The sequence below is a fragment of the Streptomyces sp. NPDC012474 genome, from assembly GCF_042955185.1.
Lineage (GTDB): Bacteria > Actinomycetota > Actinomycetes > Streptomycetales > Streptomycetaceae > Streptomyces > Streptomyces cahuitamycinicus.
The window spans coordinates 91,564-113,253 of the sequence record NZ_JBIBEP010000003.1 but is presented as its reverse complement, the minus strand read 5'-3'; the positions used below and the strand labels follow the sequence as shown (position 1 = coordinate 113,253).

Annotated in this window: 23 protein-coding genes and 2 pseudogenes; 15 read left to right on the top strand and 10 right to left on the bottom strand. The window is 67.3% G+C overall.

Annotation, left to right across the window (positions count from 1 at the left end; genetic code table 11):
• Positions 1–243 precede the first annotated feature (243 nt).
• The 3 genes from ACFY9S_RS08635 (at position 244) to ACFY9S_RS08625 (ending at position 4,325) form a co-directional block, all read left to right on the top strand.
• Entirely contained in the window at positions 244–2,289 is a 2,046-nt protein-coding gene (locus ACFY9S_RS08635) for a hypothetical protein (RefSeq protein WP_391124546.1), read from the top strand.
• Positions 2,279–3,502, top strand: coding sequence for a hypothetical protein (locus tag ACFY9S_RS08630; protein ID WP_391124543.1), 1,224 nt, complete (start codon positions 2,279–2,281; stop codon positions 3,500–3,502). The genes ACFY9S_RS08635 and ACFY9S_RS08630 overlap by 11 nt, the downstream gene beginning before the upstream one ends.
• 124 nt (positions 3,503–3,626) lie before the next feature.
• Positions 3,627–4,325 (top strand): hypothetical protein, encoded by a 699-nt coding sequence (locus ACFY9S_RS08625; RefSeq protein ID WP_391124541.1) that lies wholly within the window; start codon positions 3,627–3,629, stop codon positions 4,323–4,325.
• Positions 4,326–4,384: 59 nt separating this feature from the next.
• On the opposite strand, the gene ACFY9S_RS08620 is transcribed toward ACFY9S_RS08625, so the two are convergent.
• From ACFY9S_RS08620 to ACFY9S_RS08610, 3 genes are all read right to left on the bottom strand, one after another.
• Positions 4,385–5,548 carry an LCP family protein gene (locus tag ACFY9S_RS08620; protein WP_391124538.1) on the bottom strand — a complete coding sequence of 388 codons (1,164 nt, stop codon included), beginning with the start codon at positions 5,546–5,548 and terminating at the stop codon, positions 4,385–4,387.
• A gap of 34 nt (positions 5,549–5,582) precedes the next feature.
• Positions 5,583–7,508, bottom strand: a complete 1,926-nt coding sequence (locus tag ACFY9S_RS08615; protein ID WP_391124535.1) for a glycosyltransferase — start codon at positions 7,506–7,508, stop codon at positions 5,583–5,585.
• Positions 7,509–7,914: 406 nt separating this feature from the next.
• Positions 7,915–8,142, bottom strand: coding sequence for a GntR family transcriptional regulator (locus ACFY9S_RS08610; RefSeq protein WP_033309133.1), 228 nt, complete (start codon positions 8,140–8,142; stop codon positions 7,915–7,917).
• A 162-nt stretch (positions 8,143–8,304) separates the two neighbouring features.
• On the opposite strand from ACFY9S_RS08610, the gene ACFY9S_RS08605 reads away from it, so the two are divergent.
• The 10 genes and pseudogenes from ACFY9S_RS08605 (at position 8,305) to ACFY9S_RS08560 (ending at position 15,092) form a co-directional block, all read left to right on the top strand.
• Positions 8,305–8,607 carry a hypothetical protein gene (locus tag ACFY9S_RS08605; RefSeq protein WP_391124532.1) on the top strand — a complete coding sequence of 101 codons (303 nt, stop codon included), beginning with the start codon at positions 8,305–8,307 and terminating at the stop codon, positions 8,605–8,607.
• Complete coding sequence (locus ACFY9S_RS08600; protein ID WP_391124529.1) at positions 8,604–8,945, top strand: hypothetical protein; 342 nt, start codon at positions 8,604–8,606, stop codon at positions 8,943–8,945. Before ACFY9S_RS08605 ends, ACFY9S_RS08600 begins: the two co-directional genes overlap by 4 nt.
• A gap of 217 nt (positions 8,946–9,162) precedes the next feature.
• Positions 9,163–9,834 carry a hypothetical protein gene (locus ACFY9S_RS08595; RefSeq protein ID WP_391124526.1) on the top strand — a complete coding sequence of 224 codons (672 nt, stop codon included), beginning with the start codon at positions 9,163–9,165 and terminating at the stop codon, positions 9,832–9,834.
• 86 nt (positions 9,835–9,920) lie between these two features.
• Positions 9,921–10,904, top strand: coding sequence for a hypothetical protein (locus ACFY9S_RS08590; RefSeq protein WP_391124523.1), 984 nt, complete (start codon positions 9,921–9,923; stop codon positions 10,902–10,904).
• Positions 10,905–10,993: 89 nt separating this feature from the next.
• A complete protein-coding gene (locus ACFY9S_RS08585) occupies positions 10,994–11,284 on the top strand; it encodes a hypothetical protein (protein WP_391124521.1) in 291 nt (96 codons plus the stop codon).
• 131 nt (positions 11,285–11,415) lie between these two features.
• Positions 11,416–12,672 carry a hypothetical protein gene (locus ACFY9S_RS08580; RefSeq protein ID WP_391124518.1) on the top strand — a complete coding sequence of 419 codons (1,257 nt, stop codon included), beginning with the start codon at positions 11,416–11,418 and terminating at the stop codon, positions 12,670–12,672.
• 13 nt (positions 12,673–12,685) lie between these two features.
• Positions 12,686–13,099 carry a hypothetical protein gene (locus ACFY9S_RS08575; protein ID WP_391124515.1) on the top strand — a complete coding sequence of 138 codons (414 nt, stop codon included), beginning with the start codon at positions 12,686–12,688 and terminating at the stop codon, positions 13,097–13,099.
• The gene (locus ACFY9S_RS08570; protein WP_391124512.1) at positions 13,089–13,754 is read left to right on the top strand and encodes a hypothetical protein; all 666 of its coding nucleotides are present in this window, start codon (positions 13,089–13,091) and stop codon (positions 13,752–13,754) included. Before ACFY9S_RS08575 ends, ACFY9S_RS08570 begins: the two co-directional genes overlap by 11 nt.
• Positions 13,751–14,368 (top strand): hypothetical protein, encoded by a 618-nt coding sequence (locus ACFY9S_RS08565; RefSeq protein WP_391124509.1) that lies wholly within the window; start codon positions 13,751–13,753, stop codon positions 14,366–14,368. Before ACFY9S_RS08570 ends, ACFY9S_RS08565 begins: the two co-directional genes overlap by 4 nt.
• 98 nt (positions 14,369–14,466) lie before the next feature.
• Positions 14,467–15,092 (top strand): annotated as a pseudogene (locus ACFY9S_RS08560) (hypothetical protein).
• Positions 15,093–15,153: 61 nt separating this feature from the next.
• On the opposite strand, the gene ACFY9S_RS08555 reads toward ACFY9S_RS08560, so the two are convergent.
• Positions 15,154–15,516 carry a hypothetical protein gene (locus ACFY9S_RS08555; protein WP_391124506.1) on the bottom strand — a complete coding sequence of 121 codons (363 nt, stop codon included), beginning with the start codon at positions 15,514–15,516 and terminating at the stop codon, positions 15,154–15,156.
• A 303-nt stretch (positions 15,517–15,819) separates the two neighbouring features.
• Here ACFY9S_RS08555 and ACFY9S_RS08550 point away from each other — a divergent pair.
• A protein-coding gene (locus tag ACFY9S_RS08550; protein ID WP_391125489.1) for an IS5 family transposase occupies positions 15,820–16,616 on the top strand; the annotation gives its coding sequence in 2 pieces (ribosomal slippage) (positions 15,820–16,152 and positions 16,155–16,616; 795 coding nt in all).
• A gap of 163 nt (positions 16,617–16,779) precedes the next feature.
• Here ACFY9S_RS08550 and ACFY9S_RS08545 read toward each other — a convergent pair.
• On the bottom strand, positions 16,780–16,977 hold the full coding sequence (locus ACFY9S_RS08545) for a hypothetical protein (RefSeq protein WP_391125539.1): 198 nt from the start codon (positions 16,975–16,977) through the stop codon (positions 16,780–16,782).
• Between ACFY9S_RS08545 and ACFY9S_RS08540 the strand changes: the two are divergent.
• Positions 16,961–17,269, top strand: a pseudogene (locus ACFY9S_RS08540) (hypothetical protein); the annotation flags it as partial. The gene ACFY9S_RS08545 and the pseudogene ACFY9S_RS08540 overlap by 17 nt on opposite strands.
• Positions 17,270–17,384: 115 nt before the next feature.
• Here the strand turns inward: ACFY9S_RS08540 and ACFY9S_RS08535 are convergent.
• The 5 genes from ACFY9S_RS08535 to ACFY9S_RS08515 form a co-directional block, all read right to left on the bottom strand.
• Complete coding sequence (locus ACFY9S_RS08535) at positions 17,385–17,975, bottom strand: hypothetical protein (protein WP_391124503.1); 591 nt, start codon at positions 17,973–17,975, stop codon at positions 17,385–17,387.
• Between the two features lie 8 nt (positions 17,976–17,983).
• Positions 17,984–18,466, bottom strand: coding sequence for a hypothetical protein (locus ACFY9S_RS08530; protein WP_391124500.1), 483 nt, complete (start codon positions 18,464–18,466; stop codon positions 17,984–17,986).
• Between the two features lie 110 nt (positions 18,467–18,576).
• The gene (locus tag ACFY9S_RS08525) at positions 18,577–19,827 is read right to left on the bottom strand and encodes a hypothetical protein (RefSeq protein ID WP_391124497.1); all 1,251 of its coding nucleotides are present in this window, start codon (positions 19,825–19,827) and stop codon (positions 18,577–18,579) included.
• Between the two features lie 74 nt (positions 19,828–19,901).
• Entirely contained in the window at positions 19,902–21,329 is a 1,428-nt protein-coding gene (locus ACFY9S_RS08520) for a hypothetical protein (RefSeq protein WP_391124494.1), read from the bottom strand.
• Positions 21,326–21,643, bottom strand: coding sequence for a hypothetical protein (locus ACFY9S_RS08515; RefSeq protein ID WP_391124491.1), 318 nt, complete (start codon positions 21,641–21,643; stop codon positions 21,326–21,328). The genes ACFY9S_RS08520 and ACFY9S_RS08515 overlap by 4 nt, the downstream gene beginning before the upstream one ends.
• Positions 21,644–21,690 lie beyond the last annotated feature (47 nt).

Below are 21,690 nucleotides of genomic sequence, written 5' to 3'. Positions count from 1 at the left end.
ACCGCGTGATCCCGCCCTGGCGAAGGCGACACCGATCCTGACGGGCCCCACCGGAGCACAGGCCGGGCCGCAGCCACGAATTCGAGGTGCGGACACCGCACGATCCCGACCTGGCGAGGGCGACACCGATCCTGAGGGGCCCTCGCGAGCACCGGCCGAGCCGCAGCCGGGCGTCCTGTAGCACTCGCGAACGGCCGAGTAGAGTGCCGCGCGGACATCGATCGGACCGCGGGGGACTCACCGGTGAGAGCAGTCACGACGAACAACGCCTGCACAGCAGGGATACGGGCAACGAGCAACAGCCGCAGGCGCGTTCCCGGAGTGCTCCTCGCCCTGTTCGCGCTGACGGCCCTCTTCGCGACCGCCACACCCGCCGTCGCCGCGGACACCCCCACCCTGGCCGCCTACCTCGCCGACCGCCTCCGCGAGAACCCGGTCCACGTCACCGACCAGCTCCCCCGCGAGGTCCCACGCTCCACCGCCCCCGACCTCGCCCGGATCGCGAAGAAGACCGGCGTCCCGACGTACGTCCTGGTCCTGCCCATGCAGAGCAGCACGGACGGACGGCAGCTGCTCGGCGCGGTCCACGACCGGCTCGGGCGGGACGGGCTGTACGTCCGTTTCGAGGGTCCGGACATCGCGGAGGCCAGGGCCTTCGGCGTCGACGCCCCCGCTGACGCCGCCGTCACCGTCACACAGTACGAACTCCCATACGATGCGGGCCCGTTGCGCAGCTTCGAGCGGTTCGCCGACGTCATCGCGCAGGGCGGCGAGAAGGCCGCCGCCCGCGCCGAGGCCGCTCGTGAGAAGTACCAGGACGACGAGCCATCCGACTTGTACATCGGCCCGTCCGACCGCCAGAACCAGTCGTTCATCACGGGCATCCTGCTCACCGGCGTACCGCTGACGATCCTGCTGCTCGCGGTCTACGCGGGGCGCGGGCGGCCGAAGAAGCCCGTCCTGCGCCCGGTCGTCTGGGGCGCGGCTCTCCTGTCCGCCGCCGCTGTCGCCCTCACCGCCACCGTCGTCTTCGACCAGACCCGGTCGAGCGCGGCGCAGCCTCCCACCCCCGCCGACCTGTCCGCCCGTGTGGAGCGGGTCGCGGCAGGGCTGAAACAGGACCCGGTGTACGCCGATCCGGAGAGCCCGCGCGTCCTCGACGCCCGGCAACTGGACCGGCTGCACGAGCGGATCCGGGACTTCCGGCGTTCCGACGGCGGCGGCCCGGTGTACGTCTCCCTCGTGCCGCAGACGCCGGAGAGCGAGTCGGCCGGCGACTCGGGCCTGTTCGCCGCGGCGGTGCACGCCAAGGTGGGCGAGGACGGGGTGTACGTGGTCGCCGACCCGGACGACGGCACGATCGACGCCTACAACCACGGCCTGCGCCTGGACGGCAACCTCCTCACCTTCGACATGCCGGACTCCGTCACGCTGGGCGACAGCAGGGCGGACGAGGCCGGCGACCACCTCCTCGGCGAGCGCCTCGACGCGCTGATGACCTTCCTCGACGACACCCCGCGCACCGACCGGCCCTGGTCCGAGCCCGCGCCCCCCGCAGCGCCGAGCGCCGCCGGTGAGACCGCCCTCCCGCCCCTGTTCTCCACGGATTTCTGGCCGGGCCTGTTCGTGGGCGCCTTCGCGGCCCTCCTGCTGTCGAGCGTCGTGGCCGGGGCGACCTGGATCGTCCGGGCCCTGCGGCGGCGGCGCTCCCCCGCGCCCGAGCCGTCCGGCAGTTTGCCGCTCACCGCCCCGACCGAACCGTCGGTGTCCTACCTCCGGCGCACGGCCTACGCCGAACTCACCGCTCTTACCGCTCTTACCGCCGAGTTCAGCGCCCCGGACGATCGCGGCCGCGCCTGGGACCACCTCGACGCCGCGCTCCTCCTGGTCGACGGCGATCCCGGGCGCGTGCGGCAGCCTGGGACGGATGCCGCGACCCTTGTGGCCGTCATCGTGCTCGCGCGAGCCGGCCGTGCCGCACTCGCCGGCGACCCGGCCGACCTGTGCTGCGGCGTCAACCCGCTGCACGGCCCCGCCACCCGCCGGCACCACGTCCGGGTCTCGGCCGAGCGCAACCACCGCCGCCTGCTCCCCGTCTGCCGGCTCTGCGGCGACACCGCCGTCGCCGAACCGGGCGGCATCCCGGCCCGGTTGCTGAAACTGCCCGACCCCTCCCTCGGCAACACCCGCGTCCCCTACTACGACATGACCGACGGCCCCCTGACCGCCGTACCGAACGGAATCGCCCGGCTCATCGACAAGGTGAGGGAGACCGCAGGTGTCCACTGAAGCGAAGCGCGTGATCACCGCCCTGGCGGCACTGCTACTGGCGGTGCTCACCACGACGGGCACCGCCATCGCGGCGGACGGCGACGGCCCCAGCGCCGGGCAGCGCATCGCGAACGCCCTGCGCACCTCCCCCGTCTACGTCGACGCGGCCTACGCCGAAGCCGTACCGCCGTCCCGGCAACGGCAACTGTCGGACCGGATCCGCCGCACGGGCCTGCCCATCAAGGTCGTGCTCATCCCCCTCGCCAAGGGCGACGCCTTCGACGGCGAGTCCGACCTCCTGGCCGGGACGGTCCGCGACCGGCTCCCGGAACGGCGCGACCTCGTCCTCATCACGTCGGACGGCGACTTCCCCGATTCCCTCCAGGGCTACGAGTGGCCCGGCGACACCCACCAGGCGCGCAGTGCCGTGGCGGCCGCCGGGTTCCTGGACGAGATGCGGGACGCGGGACTGGCGGACCTGACGGCGAAGGCCGTGGACCTGGTGGCGGAGGGCAAGGGCGAGCAGCGCTACGAGGAGGCGATGAGCGACCTCGGCGGAACGGCCCGCCCCACGCAGTCCAGCTCCGACTCCGGCTCCGGCTCCGGCATGACCGGCTGGTGGCTGCTCATCGCCGTACCGGCCCTGGCCCTGACCGTGCTCGCGACCCGCGCGGCCCTGCTCCGTTCCCGTACGGCCCCGGCCGTCCCCCAACTGGTGTTCACCACGGCCCGCGCGGCCGACGAGGCGCAGGTGCGGCGCCGTGCGGAGGCGGAGGTACTGGCGCTGGGCGAGGCGACCCGGGCCGCCGACGTGGCCGCGACCCCCGGTCTCCAGCAGGCCCTCGACGCGTACGCGGCGGCCGGCACGGTCCTCGACGAGGCCCGGGGCCTGCCCGACCTGGCGGGCGCCCTGGCCCTGGCGCAGGAGGGCCGCGACGCCCTGGCCGGCTCTCCCGGCCTTCCCCTCTGCTTCTTCAACCCCCTGCACGGCCGCGCGGCCCTGCGCACCGGCTGGCGTCCGCTCGGCCGCCGGGACCGGCTCGACGTGGCGGTGTGCCAGGAGTGCGCGGACGCGCTGCGGGACCGCCGCGCCCCGGAGGTGCTCACCGACACGGACGAGGACGGCCGTACGGTGCCCTACTTCGAGGTCCCGGCGAGGCGCAGCGCGTGGGCGGCGAGCGGGTACGGCTCGCTGATGCCACCGTCGGCCGGTCTGGGCGGGGCCCGTTGATCGGCGGGGCGGCCGGTCCTCGTGTCGTCACACATGTGTCATCGCTCCCGCACAGCGCGCCCATGGGCCTCCCGAGCCGCCGTGCCATGATCTTCGTCCGAATCAGCGACCGAGGAGCCCCCCATTGAAGCGCGCCGCCCTGGCCGTCGTCTCAGCCCTGGCCCTGACCTCCGCACTGACCGCATGCTCGGGCGGCGAGGACACGCCCACTGATGCCCCGTCGGCTCCGAAGGCCAAGCAGATCACTCCGGCACAGCGGCTGGCGAAGGTCATCGTGACGAAGGACGACCTGCCCGGCTACAACGTGTCCGAACCGGAAGCCGAGTACGCCTTCGCCAAGTCCCCGGACGAGGTCACGGTCGACAAGCCCGGCTGCGCCCCGCTGGCCCTCGCGATGAATCAACTCCCTCTCGGTGAGCCCCAGGCCGACCTCACACGCAGTGCCGGGGCTGGCTACGGCAAGGAGAGCACGTACATCACTCTCGCCGTGTACGAGCCGGCGGCCGAGGCCGAGTCGGTGCTGGCCGGGCTGGCGAAGGCCGTGCCGGAGTGCGCGGACGGGTTCACTGCGAAGGCGGGCGAGAACACCAGCGCCTACGACTCGGTCACCGCCGAGAAGGGCACGGCGACCGGTGCCGTCGCCTTCCGGTCGACGTTCCGGGGTGTCACCCACACGCTGCACACCGAAGCCGTCCGCCACGGCGACGTGCTCGCCGTCTACTTCTCCGTGAACGGCTTCGCCATCGCCGACAGCAGGCGGCCCAGCGACGCCAAGATGTCCGCGAACGTGGTGAAGGCGCAGAACTCCGAGCTCGCGACGTGAGTCCGGATCACCGGAGCGGTAAACCCGCGGTCGCACGCGGCCCGGTGCCGCCCCGCTGATCAGCCGGGCGGCCGGTCCTCGCGCAGGGCGCTGAACAGGGCGCGGGCCCGCCGCTCGTCCCACTTCACCGCGCTGCCCTTGGAGGTGCGCAGATCCGGGTCGGCCACGGGCACGTTGAGCTGCCGGCCGCCGCCGCCCGTCGCCTTGCGCATGGCCTCGAACAACGCCATGAGGTCGGGCAGTTCCGTGCCGTCGTCGACGATGAGCGTGTCGAGTCCGGCCCGCAGGGTCGGAACGGACGTGGAGGGGTCGGCGAGGGTGGCGGGCGTGGCCGCCTTGCGGGCGAGGGCGGCGAGGAATCTCTGCTGGTTGCGGGTACGGCCCAGATCACCCCGGGCCTCCTGCTTGCGCTGCCGCACGAAGGCCAGCGCCTCGGCGCCGTCGAGGGTCTGGCAGCCGGCGGGCAGGTTCGCTCCGGAGTCCTTGTCCCGCACGGGCCGGCCCAGGCACAGGTCGACACCGCCGAGGGCGTCCACCACACCCACGAACCCGGCGAAGCCGATCTCCGCGTAGTGGTCGACACGCACGCCGGTGTTGCGTTCCACGGTCCGCACCAGCAGGTCGGGGCCGCCCAGCGAGAACGCGGCGTTCAGCTTGTCCGGCGTGGCCCGGTAGCTGCGGCCGGTGCCGGGGTCGACGTAGGGCGGGAGGGTCACCCAGGAGTCGCGCGGCAGGCTCACCATGGTCGTGCCGTTCGCGCCGGTGTGCAGCAGGATCACCGAGTCGGTGCGGCGGCCGTCGGCCGAGCCGGTGTTGAGGTCCTTGCGGTCCTGCTCCGACAGCCCCTCGCGACTGTCGGAGCCGACGACCAGGTAGGTGGTGCCCTCACCGGCGGGCACCCGCGCTCCGAGCGCGCCGAGGTCGACCTCCTGATCGAGGCGGGAGTCGGCCCAGACGTACGTACCGGCGCCGCCGAGCACCAGCACGGACGCCAGGACGGCAGCCGTCCGCAGATACCGGCGGCCCCTGCCCGCCCGCCGCCGCGGGTTCCTGCTGCCGCGGCCGCCGCGTGGGTGCGGTCCGCTGTCGTAGCGTCCGGGGGCGGCGGGCGAGGGCATGCCGGGCAGCGGCGCGGTACGGGTCGAAGGGGGCGGGGCGAGGGGCCCCCGGTGTGGGGTCCACTCGGGCGGGGGTTCTCCCGGACGGTCGGTCCAGTCGCTCATCGACGCCTCGAAGGTGCTGTGGGGGGCTCTCGGGTCAGCGCATCGGCACACCCCTATACGGGACGGGCCCGCCGATCTGTTCAGCGGCCGTCCCGGACCGCTTCATCCGCTGCCACCGCAGCCGGCTGCCGAGCAGCAGCGCCACCAGCGACTGGATGACGACGAGATACATCAACTGCCGGTAGACGACGATCTGGAACGGCATCGACCACAGGGCCCGCACCGGCTCGCCGTCGAGTCTGAGCGCGTAGCCGGAGCAGACGATCTGCACGCCGAGGAACGCGAACCAGACCGCGGCGGACTCCCACGGGTCCCGGAACAGCACGCCGTAGAGGGCGTACACGTCGATGACGGGCGCGAGCAGCGGCAACGCGACCTGGAACAGCGCGAGATACGTCAGTCCGCGCCGTCCGAACCGCCCGGCCGGCCCGGTGCCGAACACGGCCCCGCGATGCTTCCACATGGCCTGCAGCGTGCCGTAGCACCACCGGTACCGCTGCCGCCACAACTGCCGCAGGCTGGTGGGCACTTCGGTCCAGGCGACGGCGGACTCCTCGTACAGCACGCGCCAGCCGGACCGCCACAGGGCCATCGTCAGGTCGGTGTCCTCGGCGAGGGTGTCCTCGCTGACCCCGCCGACACCGATCACGGCGTCCCGCCGGAACGCCCCGATGGCACCCGGCACGGTCGGCATGCACTCCAGCACCTCGAACATGCGCCGGTCGAGGTTGAAGCCGAAGACGTACTCCAGGTGCTGCCAACGGGCGAGCATACTGCGCCGGTTGCCGACCTTGGTGTTGCCGCTGACGGCCCCGACGGCCGGGTGCGCGAGCGGCTGCACGATCCGCTCGACGGCGTCGGGCTCGAAGACGGTGTCGGCGTCGACCATCACGACGATGTCGTAACGGGCCTGCGCCAGCCCGGCGTTCAGTGCGGCGGCCTTGCCGGCGTTCGCCTGCCGTACGACCTCCACCCGCGCGTCCCCCGTGTTCTCGGCGATGTCGGCGGTCCGGTCGGTGGACCCGTCGTCGATCACGACGACCTGGAGCTGCCGATGGGTGGAGGCGAGCAGCGACCGCAGGGTCGGCCCGATCCCGGCCTCCTCGTTGTACGCCGGGACCAGCACGGTCACCGGCCCCGATGTCTCCCGCATCCAGGGCGCTCCGGTCCGGAACCGCTCCAGCCGCCGCACATGGGCCCGGGCGAAGAGCGCGAGCAGCAACAGCCGCAGCACGCCGAGACCGCCGGCGACGCCGAGGATCCAGATCATGGCGGTGGAGAAGACCTGCCCGAGACCGGTGACCCGGATCAGCCCCCACCCCAGCCACCGTTCGACGAGGGACGGGGAGGCGTACGGCACGAGCCCGAGCCCGTCGGACACGGTGGTGAACCGGTCGACGGCCCGGTTCTTCAACAGCCTGCGCGCCTCCTGAAAGGCGCTCTCCGTCTGACTGAGCTGCCGGACGAGCCCCTGAGCGGGCCTGCGCGACCCCTTGTCGGCCGCGACGAGTACGTACCCGTCCCCGGCGGCCCGCCGCGCGGCCTGCCACTCGCGTCCGCACAGGGTGTCCGGGCTGGTGGTGCGGGGCATCCGCAGCAGGTTCGTCCGCCGTCCGGTGGCCCCGGCGAGGGCGCTCTGGGTCAGCTCCAGTTCGGCCCGGAAACGAGGTGCGGAGGACTCCCCCAGGACGGCCCCGGTGTACGTGTTGGACCCGATCTCGTGTCCCTCGGCCCGGATCCGCCGGATCAACTCCGGATGCCGCGCGGCCTGGGCACCGTGCACGAAGAACGTCGCCCGCGCGTCGTACTGCCGCAGCAGGCCGAGGAGCCGGGGTGTCCAGACGGGGTCGGGGCCTCCGTCGAAGGTGAGCGCGACGGTCCGGGCGGGCATCGCCCCGGTCCGGATCCCGTCCCGGTCGATCCCGATCACGGGCCCGCCCCGGGCGACGGCGTCGGGCACGGGAGCCGTACAGGGCGACCGCGCTTTGGCGGCGTCGACCTCGTGCTGGGTCCAGCCTTCGAAGAGCAGGAGGGCGAAGACGAGGGGGAGGGTGAGGGCGAGCAGGAGCCAGTGGGCTCGGGGGTCGCGGGATTGTTTGTGGCGGGCGCGGGCGCGGGCTTTGGCTTTGCCCTTGGCTTTGGACGCGGCGGGGGTCAGGGGGCGTCACCGCCCCCGGGCACTTCTTCACGGCCGCCTCGAGAGACGCTGCCTCTTCTCGGCTTCGGGCACTTGACGTGGTGGGGGGTGCGCATGGGCCGGGAGTGTAGTTACGGGCTGCCGATTGCATGGCCGTAACAGCGAACTCCACAGGACGCGGCAACCCTGACTGCCCGTCGGCTCCCCACCGGGGCCGCCCGGGAGTCGCTCAGCGCTCCGCGACAAACGACCCCATGCCCCGGGTCGTGACGATCAGCCCTTCTTCCCGCAAGGCTGCGGTGGCCTTACGAACAGTCTCACGGGCAACTCCGAACTCCTGCTCCAACTTCACCTCGGAGATCAAGCCGCGCACCGGGTACTCACCACTGGCGATGCGCTGCCGAACCACCTCGGCGATCTGCTGCCACTTCGGCCTGGTGGGATCAAATTCGAACACAGCCGAACTGTACGTACGACCCTCCATAGATTCATAGAAGCCCCTCTCAGCCCATATGGGTAGACAGGCATATACATGCAGCTCTACCGTTCTCACGACAGACCCCGGCGACGGATGCGAGCCGTCCCGGGGCTTGGCCAACGCTGAAAAGGAGCGCTGACAATGCTGGACCTTATCGTCCACACCCTGGCGTGGATGCTGAGCCTGTGCACTCCACGCCCCCGAGGTCGCCATCGCCTCGGCGCGGTGCCGCCCCTGCGCATCACCCCCGTCTCACCCCCACCGCCCCGCTTCACCGAACGGCTCGACGGCAACGCATGCCGCGTCGTACGCCCCTACGTCCTGGACCCCACCGAACACCGCCACCAACGCGACCGTCGCCGAGCCGCCCGCCTGGCCACCTACGGCATCGACGTGGGCCCGAAACACATCCACGGCGTACGAGTCCCGGCGGCCACCCGATGACGCGCCCGGCGGTGCGCATGTGCACCCGCTGCGAGCGCAACACGGACGAACCCGTCCTGGTCCACCAGGTTCACGCCCCCACAGGTCCCGGCTTCAACGTGTACGCCTGCCCGGACTGCGCCACCCACTACCCGCCCCCAACAGACCCCCTCGAAATCCCGCCCCCGACCCATCACCGCTCCCGCCTCACCCTCCGCGTCTACAAGATCGACGCAACGGGCACCGTGACCGACGACCGGGGCGAGGTCGAGATTCTGGCCGCCGAACACACCGACCCGGTCCCCGTCATGTCGGCGTTTCCGCCGTGCGCTTGCTTGAGGTGCAAGACACCGCACTAGCGAATCGAGACACCTGAGCACCATGACCCCGGACGTCGCACAAGCGCCCTCCGGGGTCATCGCCTGTTGCGGCACGATCAGGACACAACCAGCGCCCCGTGATCCCCATACACCCCGGATTGCCCCCGTTTTCACGGAAGTTCACTCTGGTGAAACCGGGAACCTCACCGATACCGTCGGTGCTCTTGACTGAACTTCTGTCTCACGGGGAGTCACTGTGAAGCGCCGCCCATTGCCCGTTGCTGCCGCACTGGTGGCGACGGCAGCACTGCTGTTGACGGCCTGCGGTAGCGGGGATGACAAGTCCAGCGACAACGACAAGATCGCCGGCGCGGGCCAGGACGCGGAGACGCCGAAGGAGTCCACGGAACCGCCGGCGGCCCCGGCGGAGGACAAGCCGGACGGCGTGGACGTGTCCCTGCCGAAAGACATGAACTTGGTCTTCGACTGGGACAAGCCGAAGGACAAGAACGAAGCAGCCGCGATGGATGATGCCGCCAATTTCGTTCGCGCCATCTACCGGGGCGTCTACAAGCGCACGTCCAATGACGCGGCCGTGACCACTTATTCCACGGGCGACGGGCTGCATTACGCGAAGACTCAGATCGATGGCAGGGTCGACGGCGGCTGGACGGCCACCGGCACCCGGCGCCACTACGAGGCCACCACACGGTCTGCCCCGAACGGCAAATCAGTGGAAGTCGCGTTCTGCGTGGACTCAAGCAAGTTCTACGGCAAAGAGGTCAAGACCGATAAGATCCTGAAGAGCAAACCGAGCATCGCTGACTTCGACTACTTCAAGATCGTGATGGTCAAGTTCCCCACGGGTCAGGGCCTATGGCAAGCGTCCAAAGTGTTCGTTGAGACCAAGGCGGAGAAGTGCCAGTGAACAGGGCGCGCCGTACGAGCACTGTTGCTCTGACGCTGGCCTTCGGTGCTTTCATCTTCGCGGAACCGGCCCACGCTGAGGAGCCGATGAGCAACGGCCAGGGCGCCGGAACCGAGCAACGAGGCGGCGGCGACAAGACAGGCATCTACGCCGCCGCCCGCATCCAGTACTCCGGATCCGTCGCCAAGAACGGCGGCACCGGAAACGTGACGTCCTCGGACGTCAACTGGACACCGCCTCCCTGCTGGTACGCGCCCTACCTCGGTGCCAAGGACTTCAAGAAGGAGATGTCCAAGCACATCGAGAGCCAACTGAACACACCCGGAATGGGTGGGACCGCAGGTTCAGCACTCGGCGAGACGAAGCGCCACTACGAGGACGGGTACGGCTGGGGCGACACTCCCGGCTACAAGGACTACAACGTCGAGAACGACGGCAAGGGAATGTTCTGGGCCGGAGTCGAGAACCCCAACGAACCGGACCCCCTCAAGCGGTCCTCGTGCACGGACCTCCCCTTCTGGGTCGAAAACGGCGACGCCCCGCCGCCCCAATACGGAGAGGCCATCACCCCGGAGATACTCGCCGCTCTCGCCTACCAGCACATGCAGCTGCCCGACACCAAGGTCACCCTCGCCCCCGAGGCCAACACCAAGGTGAACCTGCCCACCTGGGCATGGCTCGACAAGGCCGTCTTCGACGAAGTCCAGGCCACGGCGGCCCTCAACGTCCCCGGCTTCAACATCCAGGCCACCACCACCGCCAGGCCGGTCTCCCTCAAACTGGAGCCAGGCACCAAGGACGCCGAGACCTACCCAGCGTCCGGCGAGTGCCTCATCAACGCCGACAAGTCCATCGGCGAGCCGTACGCCAAGGGCAAGGCCGACAAGACCCCGCCCTGTGGCCTCAAGTACCTCCGCTCGTCAGGCGACGGCACGTACAAACTCCAGGCCACCATCACGTGGGAGATCGACTGGACCGGCACCGGCGGCGCGGGCGGAGACCTCCCGAACGGCACCTTCGGCAACACCCAGGACGTCACCGTCCAGGAGATCCAGTCCGTCAACAGGTAACTGTGGCCCGCTACAGCGAACGCCGAGACGGCATGCCGAAACATGTGATCTTGACTCACGTCAAGGATTATAAGAACACGGGGTAGCACATGTCGGATTTGGCCGTTGACTTCGACCTGCTCAGCACGTCGGCAAAGCAACTCAAGGCGATTCAGAATGAGTTCCGGAATCTGGGCGAGTGGAAAGACGACATCAAGTCGGTAGTCGGAGCAGCCGAACTCAAGGATGCCATGACCGACTTCATCGACAACTGGGACGACAATCGCAAGCGCCTACTCGAATCTCTAGAAACTGTTGGCAAGATGGTGGAAGGCACGAGAGACGCCTTCACGAAATTGGATGACGAATTGGCCAAGACAGGCAAGAAGAAGAGTAAGTAGGAATTGCTGTTCCACTTACAACCAGTTCATACTGGGGGATATGTATGGCACGGCCCAGGGACTGGCATCCGCTGCGTGAGAGCGACCCCGTACCCGGAGACCCCGAGGGAATCCGCGGCCAGGTAAAGCATATGAAGAAGATCGCGGAGTATTTGCGCACACAAGCCGCGGCACTCTCCGCGATGGCTGACACCGACAACCTAAAGGGTAAATACGCGGAAAAGCTGGGCGAGGAGTCCCGCGGGCTGGGTCGCAAGCTCGATGAGGCCGAAGACCGGTACCGCGAAGTCAAGGGTCACCTGTCCAACTGGGCTGACGAGCTGGAGGGTTTCCAGCAGAAGGCCGACAAGGCCCTCGGTGACGCCAAGGAAGCCCAGCGCGTGATCGACAGTCACGCCGCAAAGGCTGATGACAAATCGGCACCCAACAAAGAGGAGGATAAGAAGCGGGAGCCCGGCGACTCTTCGGACGAGGATCCGGCGCTCAAGCGGGCCAAGGACGACCTCGAAGACGCAAGAAAGCGACTGAACACCGCAGAAGGCGACTACACCGAGCGGTCGAACCATTTTGCGGGCAAGATCCGGTCCTCCATCGACGATGACATGAAGGACAGTTGGTGGACCGACGTCAAGGCTTGGGTGGCTGACGCTGAGTGGCTCAAGGACTGGACCGAACGCCTCAGCTGGTTGGCCACGGCCGCGGGAGTCATCGCCATGTTCATCCCTGTCGTGGGATGGATCGCACTGGGGCTGACGATCGCGGTGACGCTGTCCCACGTCACCCTGGCGGCTACCGGAAACGGCTCATGGTTCGACGTCGTGATGGATATCGGTGCACTCAAGATGGCACGCAACGGGCTCAAAGCAGCCAAAGCCATCAAAGCCCTTCAGCAAAGTTCCCGCAAGACGGCAGCCGGCATGGCTAACGACGGTGCGAAGGCCGGGGCAGCTGCTGGTAATGCCGGTGCGCGCAAGACTGCGGCAAGGGCTGCTCGCAGGCGCGGAGGCACATCGAGCAGCAACCGGAACGCAGCGCGTGCCAGAAAACTACGCATGGAGGCCGAGAACCGTGCGGCGGGCAAACGGGCGGCGGACGAGGTGAAGGACGCCGACCTCCCCGAGGCCACGCTGCGGGACAAGGCTGGCGTCATCGGCGACGCGAAGCTCAGCCAGCAGATGAAGGACATCAAGAAGTGGCGGGACGAGTACCCGGACAACCCAACCCTCGCGGACAACGCCGCCCAAGCCCAACGCCATCAGAACACGCTTCAGGGATCATGGGCGGTCGGCACCGGTCTCGATCTGGGCGACAAGTTCGGAAATGATGTCTCGGATGGTGAGTACGACAGGATGAAGGGTCGCATGGAAGCTCCGATTGGACAGTGGTGAGAGAAGAAGCACAATGACGAAGAAGACGGATTCACAGAGCGATTCGGGGCAAAAACAGAAGCGTATCGACAGATCACTTACGACCTTGAAAATCATCCTTGTGATCACGATCGTGCGCCTGCTGGTTGGGCCGGCGACCAAGGACTTCTTGGGAGACTCGGTGGTAGATCTGCCTACCTGGGAGTGGTCGTTGTGTGCCCTCAGTCCACTTGCCATGCTCCTCATCTATCGTAGTCCGGAAAACTGGAAACTGCTGTCATATGACGCCATCTACCTGAAGTCGGCGGCCGGCCTCTATCTCTTCTACGCCGCCGCTTTCGTTGTGTTCCAAGGTGGTTGGGTCCTCTGGTTCGCTGTCGCGGCGTCGCTGGGAACCTTTGCCGGTATCTGGTGGCTGAATCGCAAGGAGCGTTTGAGTGCCCACTGAACAGACCGAGCCGGCAACGACAGCCGGCGCCCTCGTTACTGGCTACCGACTCATCCTCCCCGATGACTGGGCTCAAATCCCTTTGAGGCACGGAACAGAGGAAGCCGTCCGCAGCATTCTCGACGAGGCTTTCAGGCGCATCCCGCCCGGATCGCCGGAGGACAAGGTCGGACCCTACAAAAGGGAGTTGGAACGCCGGTTCCGTGCCGCTGTCCGTCGGGTACAGGAAGGAAATGCTCTCGACCTGTACTTGCCTGTGAAGTCGGCGGACAACGTGAACCTGGGCGCTTCCATCGTCGTGTCAGAAACTCTACTCCCGCGCCGTCACGAGCAGACCGCTCACGTTGAGCCCACCGACGTAGCAGTGCAACTGCTGGTGAACGACGGAGCTGACAACATCGACCTGAGTTCAGGGGAGCTCGACGGAGCTCTCGCTGTTCGCCGAGAGCATGTCGCGGACGCCGACCTCGATCGGGGGGCAGATCTTGGATCACGTCGCGTGGAGTACATCGTGTCTGTGCCGGACGACCCCGATCGCTGGTTCACAGCTGCCTTCTCGACAGTCGGCGGCGGTGACCCGCGGGACGAGTTGGCCGACGCCCTCGTCGAATGGTTCGACGCCGTCATGGCGACTCTCCGCTGGAGGCGTGGGTGAGCGAGCACTTCTTCCCTGTCATTGACATCGAGTACATCGACCCGTACCCCTGGACAGTGATCCCGCCCCGTGATGGCGCCGTCGGCCCTTTCGAGGAGTGGGACGACATACAGGCATGGTGCCGCGAAGAGGCCGCGGACCTGTGGCTCGACCGCGAGCTCGATCCGGGCCCTAACGGCATTGACTTCGTCGCCGACACACTGGCGCAGTGCGCAGAAGCCTTCTCCCCGCCTGGCACGGACCACTGGCTGTTCCTCCATCGCGATCACCCCACGGACCTGCCGCTTCCCGTGTTCGCGGCGATCGGACCGTCTTCAGGCCCCCGCGAGGAGACACTGCGGACCTTGGCCATGGCGGACGATCCTCAAGCGGTCGAGCCACCAGTCGCCAAACGCTTCAAGGCCAAAAGGCTGGGCGAGGGCCTGACCTCCTTCCGTTACGTGAACCAGGACGTCGCTCCGCATCTGCTCGCGTGTGCACGCTATGCGTGGCGGGTCGAAAAGCATGGGGCGGATGTCGTGATGTGGACCGCTACCGAGGACATCGCCCGCATCATGCACGCCGCACAGGATTTGGACCAGCTGGCGCACGAGCTGGCTGTCTACAACCCCTGAGCCACACCCCACTGACGTTTCTCTCTGACAAAAACCAGGTTTTATCGACAACTTCTCAGCTTCAGAATGAACTTCCGTCTCTCATGAGGGGAGTCACTTTGCAGCAACGCCCATTGCCCGTCGCAGCCGTACTGGCGGTGACGGCAGCACTGCTGTTGACGGCCTGCGGTAGCGACAACGACAAGATCGCCAGCGCCGGCCAGGCAGCGGAGTCCCTGAAGTAGTCTGCGGATTCCCCGGCGATACCGGCGAAGGACAAGCCGGGCGGCGTGGACGTGTCGTTGCCCAGTGACATGGACCTGGTCTTCGACTGGGACAAGCCGCGGACGAGAACGAGGCGGCTGCGATGGAGGACGCCGCGAACTACATCCGCGCCATCTACCGGGGCGTCGCCAGGCGCACGAGCAAGGACGCGGCCTTGGCCGCCTACGCCACAGGCGATGGGCTTAAGTACGCGCAGGCGCAGATCGGCGTCCGGCTCGCAGGCGACTGGACGGCAACAGGCACCTGGCGCCACTACCAGGACACCACCCGGTCCGCGCCGAACGGCAACTCGGTGGAGGTCGCTTTCTGTGTCGATTCCAGCAAGTTCTACGGCAAAGAGGTCGAGACCGCAAAAATCCTGAAGAGCAAGCCCAGTGTCGCCGACTTCGACTACTTCAGGATCATCATGGTCAAGCTCCCCACCGGTAAAGGCCTATGGCAACTGAACTTGAACTCGTGATGTCGGTCGGCTCGTGGTGACGGCGTCAGGGTCCGAGACGCCGGCTGTTACCGGCTCGGGTTCAGGACGATGGCTGTAGCCAGCGCCGCGCCGCGGCGAGACTCACCTCGACGTCATCGCTCCAAGAGCAGACCTCCAGCCATGAGAGGTAGCCGGCTTGCGCGAAGACCAGGACCTCGCCAGGGCACTCGCCGGTTTCGGTGAACAGCTGCACGTCGGCAGCCACGACGGTGCCGGGGCCCGTTGGCGCGGGCTCCACCGCGTCGGCGTCAAGGTCGAAGTAGGCAGTGCCGCAACCGCACTCACAGCGGGATTGCACCCTGAGTCGGGGCACCTGCCGTCGGAGGACGACGTGAATAGGCTCGTCCGGGTTCAGGACGAGGTCAAGCACGTCGGCTACGTCCTCGGGCAGGCTGTCAGTCATGCCGCCACCGTAGCTGACCAGCAGCTTTGGGCTTCGCCCAATTTCGGGTCCGTCGACCCGACGCTCACAGGTCCAGGGCCAGGTCGGTTCCGGCGAGGCAGCCGTCGATGGCCTCCGGTCGGTACTGCAGCATCTTCAGTTTGCGCTTCACCGCGCGGGTGATCTGGCCGAGGTCGGCCGCAGCGAGGTTGCCGATGTCACGCTTGACCAGCGACCAGACGCCCTCGGTCGGGTTGAGGCCCGGGGCATAAGACGTCGTTTCCTTTGGCGTGATCGTTCGTTGAACCGTGCATGACGGATCTGATGGAACGGTTGGTGCCGGATGAGTTATGGATGTTGTTCCGGCGCGTGGTTCCGCCGACGGAGGTCATACGTCCGCAGGGCGGCGGCCGACGGCGCGCGGGTGACCGCGAATGCCTGGCGGCGATCATCTTCGTAGCCACCTCGGGTTGTACCTGGCGGCAGTTGCCCCCGGTATTCGGCCCGGCCTGGCCGACGGTCTACCGACGTTTCGCCCGGTGGAGCCAGGACCGGGTCTGGGCCCGGCTACACCGCGTGATCCTGGACGAACTCGGCAGCCGAGGTGAGCTGGACTGGTCGCGGTGCGCCATCGACTCCGTCAGCCTCAGGGCTGCAGAAGGGGGCCACTGACCGGACCGAATCCGACCGGCCGCGGCAAGAACGGATCGAAGATCCACCTGATTACGGACCGGAACGGTCTACCTCTGTCGCTGGGCATCTCCGGCGCCAACATGCACGACAGCCTCGGCCTGAAGCCGCTGGTACGCGGGATCCCACCGATCCGCTCACGGCGCGGCCCGCGCCGCCGGCGACCGGCCAAGCTCCACGCCGACAAGGGCTACGACTACGACCACCTGCGCCGATGGCTCCGAAAGCGGGGCATCCGCCATCGCATCGCCCGGAAAGGCATCGAGTCCTCGCAGCGGCTGGGCCGCCACCGCTGGGTTGTCGAGAGTACAGTGTCCTGGCTCGCCGGCTGCCGACGCCTGCACCGCCGCTACGAGCGCAAGGCCGAACACTTCCTGGCCTTCGTCGGTATCGCCGCAGCACTCATCAGCTACCGCCGACTCACCAACTGAAACGACGTCTAAGAAGATCGCATGGAGACCGGCCTTCGAGCCGGTCTCCTCGTCGGTGGTCGGCTGAGGAAGTGTCGACCATGCGACGCTGAGCCCCGACCACCGCGCCCGTTCGGGACGTCACCAGCATCGTGACTGCCCCTGTCCGCCCCGCACGGCCGTCTCAGACGTGATCCCCGCCGGCCCGGTTCACGGCCTGGGCTTCCTTGACCGTCACGTCCTGCTCGAAGGTGGACAGCCCGTTGGGCAGCCCCGGCTGCTGCGGCGGACCATCCGGGTCGACCGAATCGGTCCAGGTGACCTTCCAAGTGATGGACACCTTGAAGGGATAGGTGCCGTTGCCCAGGCCGGTGTCTCTCAAGCTGGAGCCGGGCACCAAGGACGCCGAGACCTACCCGGCCTCCGGCGAGTGCGTCATCAACGCCGACAAGTCCATCGGCGAGCCCTACGCCAAGGGCAAGGCCGACAAGACCCCGCCGTGCGGAATCAGGTACCTCCGCTCCTCCGGCGACGGCACGTACAAGCTCCAGGCCACCATCACGTGGGACATCGACTGGACCGGTACAGGCGGCGCCGGCGGCGACCTCCCGAACGGAACCTTCGGCAACGAACAGGCGGTCACCGTCCAGGAGATCCAGTCCGTCAACCGGTGACCGGGCCGGTAAGACGGCCGCGCACGTAAGCGTCGGTGAGTTGGTCACCTTCGCATGCGCTATCTCCGCGAGCCGCACACGTCCGCTGCGTGGTGGATCGACAAGGGTGGGTCCGTCACGCAGACAGCGTCTGCGCGATATTGTCGACGATCTGCTGTAGAGGCTCGTCCAGGACAGGCTCCGTCCAGGAGACCAACAGGGTGATTGCTGCCGCCATGTGCTCTGGTCGAACCCCGTAGAAGAGGCTGTGGATCACAGGGCGGCCGCCGAGGAGTCGTTTCTTCTCACCGATAAAGTTCTGGCGAATACGGACGGCATCGCCCAGCGGCAGGCGTACGTCGCGGACATCCGGTTCGCCGAAGTCCGTGGACTTCATATGGTCGGTCAGCAGGGGGAGAGTGACCTCGGGGTACGTGGCATCCGGGTGGATGGCGTCGAGTTCGAGGATGGCCGCCACCGAGTTGTGACCGCTCAGGTACCAGCCGAACGCCCCGAGAGGTTCGCGCGTATGACTGTCGGCAGCAGCGCGCTTCAGATCCCGCGCCAGAAGGCGGGCATCGCCCGCCTGTCCGTCGCGCGCGAATCGATCGACGAGTTCGTTCGCCTGGTGCTTCGCCCAGTAGTCCAGATCCACGGAGCCCGCCAAGGGAAAAGGCACCCAGTCCTCAGAACACTCCAGTCCAAGGTTCGAGAGGTCGTCGGTCACGGGCTTGGTCACTCCGTCCAGGTCAGCGATCCGGCAATCGCGTCGAAAAGTTCGGCCATCGCGTCGGCGATGGGCTCCAATGGGGTGGAGAAGCTGAGCAGCAGGAACGCCATCGCGCCGGGGACAGGGATGTGATACTCCACGGAGAGCGAGTTGTGCGAGCTCTCCGAGGTTTCGTCATCACCCTGCGGCGTCAGCTTACGGACGCGAACGGCAGTGCCCGAGTGCAGTTCCTCGATACTCACGGATCCCTCGCTGTCCCTGGCCAGCGCCTGTGCCAGGGCTTCGAGTGGCAACGCCTCCCGGTGGCGAAGTGGTGCCAAGGTGACCAGCAACGAAGCGGGGATGGTGAAGGGGCCGACTTCCTGGAGGCTGAGGTACAGCTCAATGCCGCCGCTGCGAAATGCCTTGGTGGCACGGCGCCGCAGGTCCTTCCGGAGCCCGTCCTTGAGGTGCGGCGCATTGTCGATCCCGTGAAACTGGCGCTCCACGAGAGCGTCGATCGACCTGTCGCGCTGTTCGGGGTCCAGAGGTATCTGGAACCAGCCCTCAGGGAGCAGAAGGCGGTAGTCGCCTGGAGGTGTGGTCCCCCGAGGGCTTGTCATACGGCGCTCCCCGCAGATGTCTGATCCGTGACCGGTCGGTCGAGCCTGAGCCGACTGCGCAGTTGGTGAATGAGATACGGAGCCGCTTGCAGAAGGCCTCCGAGTGCCCCCATGAGAATTGCAGCCATCGCCGCAGTTGGATACGTGTCCTCGATCCGCACGCCCTGGGTAACCGAGAAGAAGGAACCGAAGGCCATGACGACGGTTGAGGAAACGCCGGCAATGGTGCTGGGAAAGCGTGACAGGCTGCAGGCATCACGGCGGGACTCGGGCAGCAGTTGCGCGCCGAGCGCCGGCCCCTTGGGCCAGCCAACTCTTCCGCTCAGGCGGCGTTCGGTGTACCGCAGTCCGACAGCTGAACGCAGCCTGGACCAGCCGTCCTCACCGTTCTTGCCCCCGAACCACAGGCGCCACGGAAGCACGGCACGCAGCTGCTCGTCAGCGCCTCGGAGTTCGGCTCCCAGCGCCGTGCCCTCCCTGTCGCGCACAAGGACCAGGGACGCCACGGCGTGCGGGCCCGTCAAGGGCAACCAGAACTCCTGCCCACTGATGTCTCGCAGAACGAGGTCATGATCCTGCACCCGCAGCTCGGTGTCCCTGCAGAACCTGACCGTTGTCCCCAGCCCACTGACGGGCGCAGGTCCGATGCGCTCCCGCACAGAAGGGCTGTATCTCCTCATACGCAGCCGAGTCCACCCACGGAGTGCCAGGCGCGTCACCGGAGAGACAAAGGCAGCCGCCGACAGTGGGAGGACGGCCCAGGGAGCCGCCGCATCGGAGAAAACGATCACGCTGAACAGGGCGAACCAGACGAGTCCCGCAGCCGCACGCGTCCCCCAGTACCACATGGGGAAGGCACTTCCCGGGCTGAGAGACCTGCCCCCTCCTCGCCACGCCTTCTTGGACACCAGGGGATCGTTCCGGTCTCGTACCACATGGAGTGGGATGCCCGCGGCCTTCAGCAATGCCGCCACGCCCGTGCGACTGAGCAACTGCTCGCCCTGTACGGACCGCTTCGGTAGTGCAGGGGACTCCGGCAGCCAGTCCTCCAAGTCCAACCAGCCGACCAGTGCGCCCACGCGGTCCTGTAGCTGGAGCTCGCCCCACGAGCCAGGTATCGCCGGCCCCATGCGTTCCTTGTCGGCACCGGCCACGTCGATGAAGACGGCACGAGCGATCCCACTGTCGCCGACCCGGAAGTGGAACCTGCGCCGACGCGTCTGCAGTACGAGGTCACCGTCGTCCAAAAAGAGTCGGGATCGGTAGCAAAGTTCCAGGCCGGGGCCACGCGAAGCCGCCGGTCTGAGGACGGGCTCGGGGATCATCCGGCAACCCTGCCGTACAGAGACGTGACCGCGCCATAAGCGCCCTCAGCACCAGCGGCCACTCCTGCAGCAGTGGCTCCCGCCCAGACGTTCGTCTGCCCTCCGAAGTTGCCCAGGGCACTACTGACAGCCGGCATCTTCAGCGCATCCGGCGCAATTCCTCCAAGGTCTTTGGCCACCCTGGCCAATTCAGGATCGAGGGTTCCCGCCGAACGAGGAACAGCCATCCCCTTGATCCCGTCCCGCAAGCCCTGCTTGGAGAATGCCTGGCTGATCGTCTTCACACCATCAACAGTATCCCGGTACATGGAAACAGGGTTGAATCCCTCCTTGATATTGTTCCAGGAGGGGAGCCTCCCTTTCGGCATGGCGGCCAGCGCCCGGGCCGATTCCTTCCCTCGGATCGCTCCCTGAGCACCTCTGTTGGCGATCGCCCATGCCTTGTTCGTTTTTGCGCCGGCGGCGACTGCCTGTTTGAACAGGTTGCTGCGCGCCAGCGCTTTACTCCCGGCTGCTACACCCTTGGCTCCCGCCATGGCCGCACGCCCGAGGCCGAAGGTCGCAAGGCCCACAGCGTCCAGAAACACCGACTTCCAACTCCCCTCGCCCCCCAGGGCGAGCACCAGGTCCGTGGCGAGCGCGACCACGCTGGCCGCGAGGGCTATCGTCGTGGCGATGGCGGCGAGGGCCTGTCCGATGACGGGTATCCATCCCAACGCCAGAGCCGCCACCCCCGCCCACAGTGCGATGCGCCCGGCCCACTTGGATATTTCGCCAAGCCAACTCGAGTTCTCGTGAACCCAGTTCTTGAACTTGTCCTTCCAGCCATCTTTCAGCCCATCGCCCTCGATGACGTCGTAAATGGCGTCAGCCGCCAGTTTCGCGGCACGGTCGCGGATTCCCTTGGCGGCTTCGAGCGCGTTCTTCGCAGCCGACAGGGACGAGGACGCCTGCTCCCTCTGCCGGTTGTACTTCTTGGTGTTCGGATCGTCTTTCGGTGTTTCGTCAGGCTGGCCGTCAAGTGATCGCTGAGCAGACGTCAGATCGTCGTTGGCCGCTTCGGCGTCACGAAGGGCCTTGTCGGCCATCTGTTGAGCTCGATGCAACTCCGAAGCGTACTCATTGCTGCAAACGCCTTCCCGCACCTGCGTCCCGAGGGCCGTCGCAGCCTCGTCGTAGCGCTTGAACGCCCTGCGCAGTTTGTCGCCTGCTCCTTCGGCCGTGGCCCGGAACTCGGTGGCTGCCTTGCTCTTCCAGTTCTCGACCGAAGCCAGCGCCTTGATCTCACGGGCTTCCTTCTCGATGGCCTCGGCGGTCTTACGGAGTTGCCGACCGAGCCTCGCGACCTCGTGCGGGTCGCCGGGTACCGGATCGCTCATCTCATCGAGTACCGCCCAGCGGTGGGCAGCAGGACGACTCGTCATTTCTTCACCCTCTCCGCCGCGCTCCTGTCCTCCGCCCGCAATACCTCCGCAAGATCATGGTCAATCTGCTCGTACGAATCTGCAGCCGCCTTGGTGATACCGTGCAGCTTCTCCAGTTCCTCGGTGAGCCGCTTGCGGTGGATCTTCCAGTTGCTGCCGAACTCGTCAAAGGCGTCCAGGATCTTCTGGGAGCCGATCTCATCGACACTGAAGCTCTCGGCCGGGTTGCCCCGATCAGCGAAAGTGTCGCGAATGCGCTTCAATGCCCTGGAACATTCCTTGATCCGATCAATGTCCGCTTGCTGATCGCTCATGGCCCCCTCCCTCAACACCTTTACTCCGACACATCGGGCTCAGAGCT

Excerpts from the sequence above, each read along its gene's own strand:
- ACFY9S_RS08620 (WP_391124538.1), bottom strand. The coding sequence starts at position 5,548 with ATGAGCGACTGGACCGACCGTCCGGGAGAACCCCCGCCCGAGTGGACC.
- ACFY9S_RS08605 (WP_391124532.1), top strand. The coding sequence starts at position 8,305 with ATGCTGGACCTTATCGTCCACACCCTGGCGTGGATGCTGAGCCTGTGC.
- ACFY9S_RS08600 (WP_391124529.1), top strand. The coding sequence starts at position 8,604 with ATGACGCGCCCGGCGGTGCGCATGTGCACCCGCTGCGAGCGCAACACG.
- ACFY9S_RS08590 (WP_391124523.1), top strand. The coding sequence starts at position 9,921 with ATGAGCAACGGCCAGGGCGCCGGAACCGAGCAACGAGGCGGCGGCGAC.
- ACFY9S_RS08585 (WP_391124521.1), top strand. The coding sequence starts at position 10,994 with ATGTCGGATTTGGCCGTTGACTTCGACCTGCTCAGCACGTCGGCAAAG.
- ACFY9S_RS08580 (WP_391124518.1), top strand. The coding sequence starts at position 11,416 with ATGAAGAAGATCGCGGAGTATTTGCGCACACAAGCCGCGGCACTCTCC.
- ACFY9S_RS08575 (WP_391124515.1), top strand. The coding sequence starts at position 12,686 with ATGACGAAGAAGACGGATTCACAGAGCGATTCGGGGCAAAAACAGAAG.
- ACFY9S_RS08555 (WP_391124506.1), bottom strand. The coding sequence starts at position 15,516 with ATGACTGACAGCCTGCCCGAGGACGTAGCCGACGTGCTTGACCTCGTC.
- ACFY9S_RS08520 (WP_391124494.1), bottom strand. The coding sequence starts at position 21,329 with ATGACGAGTCGTCCTGCTGCCCACCGCTGGGCGGTACTCGATGAGATG.
- ACFY9S_RS08515 (WP_391124491.1), bottom strand. The coding sequence starts at position 21,643 with ATGAGCGATCAGCAAGCGGACATTGATCGGATCAAGGAATGTTCCAGG.